The sequence below is a fragment of the Thalassomonas sp. M1454 genome (assembly GCF_007097525.1).
In the GTDB taxonomy this organism is placed as follows: domain Bacteria; phylum Pseudomonadota; class Gammaproteobacteria; order Enterobacterales; family Alteromonadaceae; genus Thalassotalea_A.
In genome coordinates this window covers 209,820-222,516 of the sequence record NZ_VKDD01000001.1, presented here as the reverse complement: position 1 = coordinate 222,516, position 12,697 = coordinate 209,820, and the positions used below count along the sequence as shown (strand labels likewise).

The 12,697-nt window shown below is 37.0% G+C and carries 10 protein-coding genes; 9 read left to right on the top strand and 1 reads right to left on the bottom strand.

The features are described from left to right. Window positions 1-43: 43 nt before the first annotated feature. From FNN08_RS00985 to FNN08_RS00955, 7 genes are all read left to right on the top strand, one after another. A complete protein-coding gene (locus FNN08_RS00985; RefSeq protein WP_143582776.1) occupies window positions 44-2,488 on the top strand; it encodes an alpha-amylase family protein in 2,445 nt (814 codons plus the stop codon). A gap of 13 nt (window positions 2,489-2,501) precedes the next feature. Beyond that, window positions 2,502-3,548: a hypothetical protein gene (locus FNN08_RS00980; protein ID WP_221931755.1), complete on the top strand. Its 1,047-nt coding sequence runs from the start codon at window positions 2,502-2,504 to the stop codon at window positions 3,546-3,548. A 20-nt stretch (window positions 3,549-3,568) separates the two neighbouring features. Further along, on the top strand, window positions 3,569-5,551 hold the full coding sequence (locus FNN08_RS00975; RefSeq protein WP_143582775.1) for a glycoside hydrolase family 127 protein: 1,983 nt from the start codon (window positions 3,569-3,571) through the stop codon (window positions 5,549-5,551). Window positions 5,552-5,812: 261 nt separating this feature from the next. Next, the gene (locus FNN08_RS00970) at window positions 5,813-7,381 is read left to right on the top strand and encodes an MFS transporter (protein ID WP_143582774.1); all 1,569 of its coding nucleotides are present in this window, start codon (window positions 5,813-5,815) and stop codon (window positions 7,379-7,381) included. Window positions 7,382-7,385: 4 nt separating this feature from the next. Further along, a complete protein-coding gene (locus FNN08_RS00965; RefSeq protein ID WP_143582773.1) occupies window positions 7,386-8,291 on the top strand; it encodes a 2-dehydro-3-deoxygalactonokinase in 906 nt (301 codons plus the stop codon). Beyond that, a complete protein-coding gene (locus FNN08_RS00960) occupies window positions 8,288-8,914 on the top strand; it encodes a 2-dehydro-3-deoxy-6-phosphogalactonate aldolase (RefSeq protein ID WP_143582772.1) in 627 nt (208 codons plus the stop codon). The genes FNN08_RS00965 and FNN08_RS00960 overlap by 4 nt, the downstream gene beginning before the upstream one ends. Before the next feature lie 126 nt (window positions 8,915-9,040). Further along, the gene (locus FNN08_RS00955) at window positions 9,041-9,775 is read left to right on the top strand and encodes a FadR/GntR family transcriptional regulator (RefSeq protein ID WP_143582771.1); all 735 of its coding nucleotides are present in this window, start codon (window positions 9,041-9,043) and stop codon (window positions 9,773-9,775) included. Window positions 9,776-10,034: 259 nt separating this feature from the next. On the opposite strand, the gene FNN08_RS00950 is transcribed toward FNN08_RS00955, so the two are convergent. Beyond that, on the bottom strand, window positions 10,035-11,234 hold the full coding sequence (locus FNN08_RS00950; RefSeq protein ID WP_143582770.1) for a hypothetical protein: 1,200 nt from the start codon (window positions 11,232-11,234) through the stop codon (window positions 10,035-10,037). Window positions 11,235-11,432: 198 nt separating this feature from the next. On the opposite strand from FNN08_RS00950, the gene FNN08_RS00945 reads away from it, so the two are divergent. Both FNN08_RS00945 and FNN08_RS00940 read left to right on the top strand, forming a co-directional pair. After that, window positions 11,433-12,128 carry a hypothetical protein gene (locus FNN08_RS00945; RefSeq protein WP_143582769.1) on the top strand — a complete coding sequence of 232 codons (696 nt, stop codon included), beginning with the start codon at window positions 11,433-11,435 and terminating at the stop codon, window positions 12,126-12,128. Window positions 12,129-12,224: 96 nt separating this feature from the next. After that, complete coding sequence (locus FNN08_RS00940) at window positions 12,225-12,659, top strand: hypothetical protein (protein WP_143582768.1); 435 nt, start codon at window positions 12,225-12,227, stop codon at window positions 12,657-12,659. The last annotated feature ends 38 nt before the right edge of the window (window positions 12,660-12,697 follow it).

The window sequence follows — 12,697 nt, the reverse complement described above, 5'->3', positions numbered from 1 at the left end:
TTACTTATTGTTCGATATATACAGCATTTAAATGGATAACAACATGAAGCGACATCTATTAACTCTTTCTATAGCGTCAGCATTATTGCTAACTTCAGCGTGCAGTGAGAACAATACAGTATTAGAAAATAATGAAACTGAACTTACAACATCAGTTGAAGTTGATTACAGTTCAGCGAGCCCTTTAGAGCAAGATGCACGAATAAAATTAAAAAAACTTGAGAACATGATGGCACAAGCACGTAATCAAGGTATTGATGTCGCTCGTGAAGAAACTATTGTATGGTTTTCTGAGCAGTTTTTAAAGTTTGCCAACTGGGATGAAGCGAATCCTGACACTATAGAAAAAGCATTTGGTTACGAGCGTTACTATGCGGCTGATAAAAAAAGGTTAGCCGAAGAACTACCAGATTTTGAGCGCAGAAAAGTTAATGAAATACTCGATAAAGGCATTGATGTTTTAGGTCAAGAATTAAGAGGTGAAATTAAACGTCGCCCGGTAAATAAAGTAGATTGGCAAGGCACTAAAGCTGCTGACAATATGTTTATTAGTAACGGTAAGCCAATATTTCCATATGATTACTTTTCTAAAACAGTGGGTCAGCCTTTAACTAATACTGATGTATATAATGATCATCTAGGTGCGTTATACCATGGTGGTGAAAACCTATATCCGGTTGATCATGATAGAGCGATTAATTCATTTTTATTAAAAGAAGACGGAACTTTCGATCAAGAGTTAATGAAAGAGCTAACCGATATTCCAGATACCAACATTGGTTTTTTAGTGTATTGGATTATGGGTATTCCTGAATGGGTAGAAAAGCAGGAGCCTGAAGTTCGTAAAGGGCGCTCTCTATTTACTGGTTTTGATGTTGATAATCCGCTTGCCCGTGACTTGTGGGGTAAAATAATTCGTAGAACTGGTGAATTAACCAAAGACAAAAAAGTTACCGAACTTGGTTTTGTATTAGCAAATGAGCCACATTGGTTTGCTGAAAAAGGTCACTGGACTCAAAACTTCAAAGAAATGAACTCCATTTCATCGTATACCTTAAATAAGTTTCGAGCATGGTTAGATACTAAGTATGCAGGAAATATAGCTAGCCTTAATAGCAACTGGAACACCAAATTTAGCAGTTTCGATACGGTTGAAATTGAAATCCCAATTGATCCTGCCCTCCAAGGTCAGCCTATTTGGTTTGATTGGAGCCGCTACAATATGGATCGCGGAACTGAGTGGTTTAAGTTTATGCAAGATGAACTGCACTCAGTAAACCCTGATGCAGATACCCATGTAAAAGTTATGCCGCGCATGTTTATGTACGATTCGCGCTCTGGTGGTATTGATACTGAAGCATTAGCCGAGTTAACGACTATGGTGGGCCACGATGCTAAATCGTTCGGAAGTAAGAATATCCGCCCTGGAAAATCATCACAGTGGTTAGAAAAGTATAGTTATCATTGGGGCATTGTTGCTATGTTCCATGACTTTATGGAATCTGTAGCGCCTAATAAAATAAATGTTAATTCCGAATCTCATTTCTTATCGTCGGGTCAATGGCGTGATTTAGATACTCGTACAAGTTATGTGCGCAGTGTTTACTGGCTAGCAACTTTGCTTGGTATGGACGCTAATATGGGCTGGTTTTGGGCTCGTGATCCTGATGGCTCTCCAGAAGATCGTTTAGAAGGTGATTTAGACTTTTTCGACCCAGGTTTAGGTGGTGCTTATGCTGGTTCTAATAATATGCAACCTCATGTTACTAACGAAGTAACGCAAGTAATGTATGACTTAAATACTTTCTCAGAGGAAATAGTTGAGCTTAGAGAGCAACGCCGTCCACTTCGCTTGTTTTATTCTGAAACGACAGCGATCAATATTGATGACTATATGAGTGAAAGCTATAAGCTTTATGAGGAATTATTTTTTGAAGGCTTCCCAATAGGTTTTGCTACCAAGAACATCATTGAGAAACAAAATAATGATAATTGGGATATCGTTGTTGTTTACCGTAATAAATTCGTGACCGATGCTGAATTTGATGCACTTCAAGCCTATTTAAGTAATGGTGGAACAGTGATACTTGATTCAAGTGAAGCACTGTCGCTTAACGAATATGGACAAAAACGAAATAAGAAATTGGTTGCTGGAAACGGCACATTAAAAGTTCTCGAAACAAAAGATCTTAACGAAATTAAAAACGCGGCATTAGCAGCAATCGATCCAGAAAGCTTAGCTAATGTAGTTTTAAGTGAAGACAATGGCGTAGATCATAAAACCACTACGTGGCGCACAGCTAAGCAAGAAAATGGCAGTTATTTAGTTAATATTTTAAATTTTGGTCACAATACAGCAAATTTAACTATTAGCTTGCGTGATGGCAAAGGTTTTAAAGTAAAAGACTTAATGACAAATAACCCTGTTGATTCTCAATTTGAACTGGCGTCAGAAGGCGTTTTATTACTTGAAATTACACCTGAGTAATCTAGGGAAAATAATGTTTAAAATAACTAATAACAAAGGCATCAAAAATATTAAAGGCTTGCTAGTATTTGCAAGCCTGCTTCCTACAATATGTTTTGCAAATATGCAAAGCGCCAAATTGTTTGCTAATTTACCGGATAATTGTCCTACGCCTGATGCTTTAGCGATAGCGCCAGATGGGTCTTTAACACTGTCATGTCCAAACTTTGCCAATAACAATTTACAAGGAGAGTTATTGTCAATTAATAGCAAAGGCGAAGTGTCGCACCTAGCAACCGTGCCAACCTTAGAGCTGAAACATAAAGCTAACCCTATGGGCATAGCATACGATGAAGATGGGGCGTTATATGTGGCAGATTCTCGGGGTATAAAAAATGGCCGAGTGTTAAAGCTGACATTTTCAAATGACAAAAAGCTTAGTAAAACAGAAGTTATCGCTACTGGTATTAACCCAAATGGGTTACGTATTCATAATGATGCGGTATACATAACTCAACTAAAAATGCCGAAAGTTAAATCTAAAAAAATGACCAGTGGTATTTATCGATTTAATGTAAATGATCGAAATTTGAAGATGAATAATACCTTAGATGATAAGCATCTAATTTTCTATACCGAAACAGAAAATTCTGAAGTTGATTTTGGCTTAGATGGGATAGCATTTGATAGTAGTGGTGACTTATACACTGCGGTATTAGGTGATAGTGTTGTTTTTAAACTTAGCTTAAATGAACAGGGCGAAGTAAGTGAAAAAAGTATTTTTGCAACTTTGCCTAATACTACTAGGGTAGACGGTATTATCTTCGACGAATTTGATAACTTATATTTGGCTGGCTTTGGTTTAAATCAAATTTTTAAAATTGATGCACAGCAAAATCTAACCAAACTCGCTGACTATCCAGATAATAACGGCGCTAATGGTCAGATAGATCAGCCTGCGGATCTTATGGTTTTCGACAACAAACTAATCATTTCCAATTTCGATTTAATGAAAGGTAATGGCATAAGGAATACTAAGCATAGTAAACCTTACACTCTTTCATATATCGATTTACAATAAATTTTACAGAGGCACTCATAATGAATGAGCAACTTATTGACAGGGCGATTGTAGCCAATACGCAAAGCCCAAATGTTAAATTAAAAGCTACTAACTTTGGCGACTGTCAATGGACTACAGGCTTTTGGGCAGAGAAAACTAAAAAAGCCATCGATGTAATGATCCCTTACATGGGCGACGTATTATGTGGTGATATTGGCCATGCATTAAACAACTTTAAAATAGCCGCAGGCTTAAAAGAAGGCGAACATAAAGGCATGTTTTGGCATGACGGAGATTTTTATAAATTTCTAGAAGCTAAAACTTATGCGTATGCCCTTTCTAAAGATGAAAATGTTTTAGCTGAATTAGATGAGTACATTGACATCATCGCCAAAGCTCAAGAGCCTGATGGTTACTTACAAACGCAAATTCAGCTGCGCGAAGATGCCGATCGTTATGAAAATCGTAAATATCATGAAATGTACAACACAGGACATTTGTTTATCAGTGCTTGTGCTCATTATCGACTTACGGGGCAACGCAATTTCTTAAATATTGCCATTAAGCATGCGGATTTGTTGTATACAATATTCTTCCCTGACACTAAACATTATCGTCGTTTTGGTTTTAACCAAACGCAAATCATGGGCCTAGTAGAGCTTTATAGAACGCTTGGCGATAAAAAGTACTTAGAGCTAGCGCAAAAATTTATTGACCGCCGCGGAACGTATGAAATTGAACATGACTCTACAACTGTTGGTTACCCAATAGGTGACATGGTACAAGAACGCACGCCACTTAGAGAAGAAACAGAGCCTGTTGGTCACGCTGTACTAGCGCTTTACTATTATGCTGGTGCTGCTGATGTTTACGCAGAAACAGGTGAAAAGGCTCTTATTACAGCACTTGATAGATTATGGGAAAGCGTTACTGAAAAGAAAATGTACGCAACCGGTGCCGTTGGTCAAACTCACTATGGTGCTTCGGTAAATCGCGACATGATCGAAGAAGGTTTTATCGATGATTACATGATGCCTAACCTAACGGCTTACAATGAAACATGTGCAAACTTATGTAACGCAATGTTTAGTTTTAGAATGTTAGGCATACACGGTCAAGCCAAATATGCAGATATCATTGAGCTTGTTATGTATAACAGTGGCTTGTCTGGAATTAGTCATGAAGGTAAAGATTACTTTTACGCTAATCCACTAAGAATGATCCACAATACTCGTGATTATGACGCTCATGCCGATGTGACTGAAACGGCTAACAGAGAAGGTTACTTAGCGTGTTTTTGTTGTCCGCCAAACTTAGTTCGCACGATTTCTAATCTTTCTGGTTGGGCATACAGTGTTGCTGATAATGGCTTATACGTTAACTTATATGGTAGTAATACCCTTGCTACAACAATGCGTGATGGCAGCTCTATTAAATTAACTCAAGACACAGAGTATCCATGGAAAGGTTTAGTAAAACTTACCGTTGATGAATGTAGTGGCGACGTTTTTGATATTGCCTTGCGAGTTCCTGGGTGGGCAACAGGCGCACAAATTAGTGTGAATGGTGAAGCCTTAAATATTGATACTACACCGGCAACATATGCATTGGTTAATCGTAAATGGCAACAAGGTGATGTGATCGTTATTGATATTCCTATGGAAGCTACCTTTATCGAAGGTCATCCTCGTATTGAAGAAGTTCGTAATCAGGTTGCAGTTAAACGTGGGCCTGTCGTGTATTGCATCGAATCACCAGACTTACCAGATAGTACCAGTATTTTGGATGTATATATTTCAGGTGACACCCAACTGGAAACAAACCATCAATCAAACTTGATGGGCGGCATAACGACAATTGGCGCTGATTTAATGGTGAGAACTGATACACCAGACAAGATGTACAATAGCTTGGCTAAACCGAGTTGGCAAAATGTTGCAACCCAGTTAGTTCCATATTTTGCTTGGAGTAACCGTGGGTTAGCTGAAATGACGGTATTTATGCCAGTTGTTTGGAAGTAACAGTGATATTGCTCTTAACTATGCAGCTTTATTTTTTTAGAGCTGTATAGTTGAGTCCTTTCATGTTTCTGTAACAGCGAAATAACTCGCTAACTTCGATTTAAACATGGCGTTAAAAAGTCATGTTCGCTTTTGCTAAAAGCAAAAAATATTCAATTTTTATAATCAAAATTATATTGAAAGTCGATACATTGATAAAGATTGTATTTAACAAAATTTAAACATACTATGTTTAAAATAATAATATGTAATGAGTAAGTTATGACAAGTAGTGCAAACAAAAGAGTCACCTTCTATTCAATGGTTGCCGCATTCGGTGGCTTTGTTTTTGGTTTAGATGCAGCTAACATTTCCGGTGCAATACGATATGTAAGTTCGTTATTCGAATTAGATAGCCTGCAACAAGGCACGGTGGTTGGTTGTGCCCTTATTGGTGTTATTTGTGCACTTTTTATAACCGGCACGCTTTGTGAAAAATTTGGTCGAGCCAAAGTGTTACTTATTATTGGTTTTACTTACTCATTATCTTCAATCATATCTGCGACTGCTGTGAACTATGAAATGTTAGTTCTAGGTCGCTTTATTGGCGGTGTAGCATTTGCCTCAATTACGGTTTCGGCTATGTATATAGGTGAAATTGCTCCTGCTGAAAAACGCGGTAAATTTGTTTCCGTAAATCAACTAATGATTGGTCTTGGTTTGTTACTTGCCTTTGTCGTCAACTACTTCTTAGTAACTTTAATGGACCAAATATCTTGGATAAATAATGATAACGTTTGGCGTGTAATGCTAGGGGCTGAGCTTGTCGCCAATGTCGTTTGGGTTGCGCTTTTATTAAAAATACCAGAATCACCACGGTGGTTGGTTAAACAAGGTCGAGAAGAAGAAGCAAAAGAAATATTTGCGATGATCGCTGCACCTGAACAAGCTGATGATTTAGTAGCACAAGTTAAAAACAGCCTAAATAAAGACGTAAAACTAAATACAACTGGCCAGCTAAAAGAGCTATTTAGTTCAAAAATGCGCTTTATAGTTTTTATCGCCGTTTGTTATGCTATTGTGCAAGGCGCTACTGGTATGAACGCCGTATTATTCTTCGCTCCTATGGTATTTGAGCAAGTGGGTATGAGTGTCGAAGATACGTTTATGCAAACCATTATGACTGGTGCAATTGGCTTAGCAGCGACATTTATTGCCATAGCGTTTGTTGAAAAACACGGTCGTCGAATCTTAACCATTGCTGGTCTACTATTGGTTGTTGTTGCTCATGGCTCCACCTATTTTGGCTTTAGCCAAGCAACGTATGTATTTAATGAACAAGCAATTGTTGAAATAGAACAACAACTTAATGCTGAACAAATAGATACGACAAAGTTAGCATCGTTTAAAGGCAAAACATTTGCAGACGATGTCGCTCTTAAACAAGAAATGAAGCAGGTATTTTCTAACAAAGAATTGCCTATGGTTTCTGGCGCAATCATTAATGCCACGATTACTGGTGTAAGTGTGCCGCTGGTACTGTTCGGCATATTCGCTTTCTTAGCGGCATTTAATTTATCTATCGGCCCAGTTATGTGGGTGATTTTTTCGGAAATATTTCCTAACAGTGTGCGCAGTGTGGCCTTACCGTTTGCAGCGCTAGTACAAACAATCTCATCGTGGAGTATTCAACAATTTTTCCCATGGCAATTAGATAATATGGGTGTTGCTAGTATCTTTGCCATCTATGCTGGTTTAGGTTTTACAGGTCTTGTTGTGATGTATTTTGCATTACCTGAAACCAAAGGTAAAACCATCGAAGCGATTGAAGCTGACTTGGTTAGAGCGTAAAGCAATGAGTAAAATACAGTACCTTATCATTGACTGGGGAACCACAAATTTCAGAGCCTTTGCTGTCGATGAAAATACCCAAGTAGTCAGCCAAAAAGAGCTCTCGCTTGGTTTGCTTAACGTAAAAGATGGCAATTTCGCCAAAGCACTAGAAGATATCCTAACTGATTGGATAGAAGATTATGCGAGTTTGCCTCTTTATATGGCAGGTATGGTTGGCTCATTAAAAGGGTGGGTTAATGTAGATTACGCAACCACGCCGTGCTCTATTGAAAATATCGTTGCAAAAGCTTATCACTTTGATTCGCCTTGGGGCGCAAAAGCGACTATTTTTCCAGGTGTAAGCCATCAGTATGACGGCGATAAGTTTGATGTTATGCGCGGTGAAGAGGTGCAGTTGTTTGGTTTATCTGCCTTGCTAGATAAAACAAACAGCCAAGACACCCAAAATTGTATTGTTCTGCCCGGCACACACAGCAAACATGCTATTTATGATCACGGAATTAGCGAGTTCTCAAGCTATATGACAGGGGAGTTATTCTCATTATTATCTAAACATAGCCTTATTGCGACTCGTGAAAAAAACGAAGAGTTTGAACGAACTGTATTTCTAGATGGCATTAAAGACGCACAGTCAGGCGAATTTAGCAATCGAGTGTTCTTAGCATGGACTAACCGAGTATTTAAAAAGTATCACGAAGCACAAATGGAAGATTACTTATCGGGTCTTTTAATAGGGTTTGAACTTCGTAACATCAAGAAGCAAAAAATTTATTTTATCGGCGGAGAGCCGTTATGCCAACGCTATCAATTAGCCGCAGAATCTTTGGGTAAAGACACTCAATACTTTAGCGGTAATGAGTGCTTTTTAGCGGGTATGAATAATTTAATTTCAGGGATCAAAAAATGACTCAAGATTTATCAAAACATTTACCACTAATTGCGATAATTCGTGGTGTTACTCCAGATACATGTTTAGATGTAGCTAAGGTACTTATCGAAGCTGGTTTTACTATGATAGAAGTACCTTTAAATAGTCCAAATGCTTTAGATAGTATTCGCAAGTTAGTGCAGGCTTATGGCGATGATTATTTGATCGGTGCTGGGACTGTAACCAATATAGAACTTGCCCAGCAAGTTATTGATACGGGCGCTAAGTTAGTGGTGACACCTAACTGCAATGCCGAGGTGATAAAAATGTCAGTCGATGCAGGTTGTGCAACGTTTCCAGGTGTAGTTACGCCAACTGAAGCATTTACTGCCCTGCAAGCCGGCGCCACAGGCATTAAGCTGTTTCCTATTTCAATGGTGGGTGTTGACGGCCTTAAGGCTCTTAAGTCTGTATTGCCCAAAAATACGCTATGTTATCCAGTTGGTGGTATAGACCCAACAATTGAAAGTATGCAACCATTTGTTGCGGCTGGCGCTTCAGGCTTTGGTTTAGGTTCATCATTATACAAACCGACAATGTCATTGGCTGAAATTAAACAAAATGCTGAGGATTTTGTATATAATTTTCGAAAATGTAATTAAATAACAAATATATCTTTAATATCAGTGAAATAAATATTGTTGTTGTTATAATGAAAAACAGTAAACATATTATCTTTAGCTTAATATGTTGAAATTACACTTTACATGGATATATAACTCAAAATTATGAGCGAATTAGTATATTACGATTTAAAAAATGCGACCAAAATGTCACCTAGTCTGTCAGTACAAGTTGCTAGAGAGTTAGGACGTAGAATTGTTGCTGGTTCATTTGAACCCGGTGCATTAATCGATGATGAAAATGCATTAGCTGACAGGTTTCAGGTAAGTCGAGTTGTTGTTAGAGATGCGGTCAAAATTCTTGTTGGCAAAGGCATGCTAGACGTTCGTAGAGGCATTGGTACTAAAGTTAGGCCGCGCAACGAGTGGACTCTACTTGATGATGATGTACTTGCTTGGCATATCACAGCAACCCCAAATCCAGAGTTTATAAATCAACTGATGGATATTCGCTTGGCATTTGAACCTAAAGCTGCACGCTGGGCTGCTGAAAGAGCAACTCCTGAAGATGTAAAATTAATTGAAGATGCTTGTTTACAAATGGAGCAAGAAAGCGGTTCAATCGAGAAGTTTATTGTAGCCGATGCACTATTCCACCAAGCCATGTTAAAAGCTGCACACAATGAGTTTTTAAATGCTATGGAGGGTGTTATTTATTCAGCACTACTGGTGAGTGTAAGAATTACCAACCAAGACCCTCGAAAAAATAGTCATTCTGTTGAGTTTCACCGAGAGGTTTGTAATGCAGTAGCTAATGGTGATGGCGATGAAGCTGAACGATTAACAGAAAAATTATTAACAGATGCGATTAGACGTTTAAAAGAAAATTTTGATAGTTAACTGTACGCTGAACAAATCAATAAAGAATCAATTTAAAAATAAGGCTATGTTTATCCAAGCCTATTACCTAACGTGGATCTACTTGAAAGCGTAAAACTACTAGACTAGTTTTATGCTTTTTTACATTAATTGTTTACAATAGCTACTGAATCATTAGGATGAATATAGGCGAGCGGAAAACTTCCGCTGTGTTTATTTTTAATTAACTTATTCTATCGATAGAAATTATTCTAGTAAAAATTAAAATAACCTGATTGCATTACTCTTTTAAAGCATTTAATTCATCAGCAGTAAAAAATTTAGTTAGTAAGTTAAGCTGGTTTAAATCTTTTATGTTTTGCGCAGTTATTTGGGCTGCTTTTAGGTCGAAGGTATTCCCGATAGTCATCCCGCCTAGCATCGCATTTATAGTTGCGATTATTGATGTCATTCCCGCATCAAATAACGAAGCACCCGCTGTCAAAATAGACCCTAAGCGCTTTTGATTATCTAAAGATAATGTTAACTGTGATTTTGAACTAGCTAGTAAGGAACGATTAAAAATTTCTTTAGTCGACTCTTCTACGTCGATAAGAATTTGAACGTATCTACTATCACTTAGATTTTCATTATCTAGCTGCTCATAAATATTCCATAGTCCATTTCGGCAATCGCAATACTCTTCTCTCAGCTCCATGATTACTTTTCCGATATCTTCCCTTTTCTCTGCTCGATCCAACACTATAGAAATAAATAACGGAAATGCTAGGTCGATTCTACTCTTGAGTTTATCTTGATACACAAGCCACCTATCATCTAAAGAATTAAAAAATTCATTTGCTTGAGGTGGAATAACATTGTCTTCAAAATTTTCTATCAAGAAAGGGTATGCTATATAAGAAGGTACTTTTGTTTTTATTATTGGTAATAAATATCTTGATTGGAGTACCTTATCGGTAGAAAAGCAATTTTGTGCATAGTCATCGATATTATCGGCAACGTGCTTCAAATCAGTTGTATTTGGGCTTAATGAAAAGATGGGCTGTCTTGGTAAATGTAATTTGCTTTTAGCTCTTAGAGTTTCGCGCTTTTGAATTTCTTTTTTAGCCTCTTCTAATCTTTGAAAACCATGTAAGTAATTAATATTACCAATACTGGATTTAATAATGTCCTGTCCTAGGTAATCAGTAAGCGCTACTGGCGATCTACATAACTGAATTGGTGTATTAAACATGTTATTAATTTTTACACTCGGGGTTAGGCATATTATTTGCTCATGGAAAACTAAACTACGTATGCATTGTTCAGCAGCATTTAGTTGAGAAAATGATGTAATACCTCCACCAATGAGCTTTTCTAAACATGCTTTAGCGTAATTGTCACTAATACCTAAATCAGCACGTTTCTTTCCTGCAACTGATTGAGTTAAATCAAAGCTCACACTTGCACTTCTCAGTTCCGTTGGTTCGTATAAAAACATTTATTATTCTTTTTGAAATTATTGAGTATCCATACTAGCTAATTAATGAATAAAGTAATAGCAAGCACTTAACATTGTTACTTCAATTAAATAATCACCGTTGAAATATCTCATTTGACCTAACTCTGCTAAAGCGATAATGTCTTATAAGAGCGATAAGCAGTCCATCGTAAAATATAAAACTACAAGAGAATCAACATGGAAGAGAGTAAGTTTTTTAAACTAGTATGGCGTTTTAACGGATTAATTATCTCTATTGCTGGCATCTTAGCAATAATTGTATTGTTGTTTGTTTCATACAAGCTGATAAAAGACGCAACTAGAGAGAGAACGGTTAATAATATTGTAAATGTTGCCGAAGATACTGAAGTTAAAGAAAACTGGACTTTAGGTTCAATATACAGCGTTCAAGGTACGAGCGTTCTGAAAGCACCATTACAATCAGACCAATCATATAGCCGTAGTTATTATAGTAAAAGCTCAACATCCACTCGAAACTATCTATATATCAACACACAAACCTATGATAAATATTGGTTATTTGACCATACAAATTACTTAATTGAGAAAAGTGAGAACATAAGAAAAGGTGACTACTCATCAAAAGCACCAGTCATAGCTACAATGTTTCACCTTGTTAAATTAGATTCAAATACAGATAATCACCTAACAGTAAGTGACCATATTACGATTGCATTCGCTAAACCAAATGGAACTGGATATTTAGAGGTATTGTCTGGCGTGGAAAAGTTTAATAGTAGTGAGTTAATTTCTGATAACGAATTTCTTATGATTTATCAAAAGAATGGGTCTCTATATTCTGCGGTTATAAACTTGCAAGATTTCTCATTAATTGAAGATGCATCGCTACCTGCTGTGGGTGAAAATAAATAACCTTTATGTCTCTGATTGGCACAAATTTGACGTTAACTGTCTGAAAAGGTTAAGGTCTCATAAGAGCGATAAAGAGACTGAACAAGGAAGATAAAGTTGAATAAGCTATATGTTATTTTAAGTTCGTTAATATTAATTTCATGTAGTAGCACTAAAACCGCACCTACAAAACATATAGTCTTGCCTCCATCAACTTCAAATGAAATTCAATTTAGGTGTTCAGGGTGGGATACAAACTCTAAGTCAAATAATGCTTATGAAAGGTTAGATAAAACTAAAAGCATATATTTCAGTCTCAAGGATACAGAGAATCGTTACATTAAAGAGAATTCAGGCAAAGCTGTTGTAGGTAGAAACGGTCACGAAGAGGTTTTTATCATCCATACAATCAACTATGATTTTTATGCTAGTCGTTTAAATGGGAATATTGAGCAAGAACTAGTTTTTAAACGTAATGGCTCAATTTTAACTATTACTCATGACTTATCCAAGCCAGAAGAAACAGAAAGTTTCATGTGCTTTCCTAAATAACTCTACTTCCGCTATTGGCACTGAACGGTCTGTTAGCT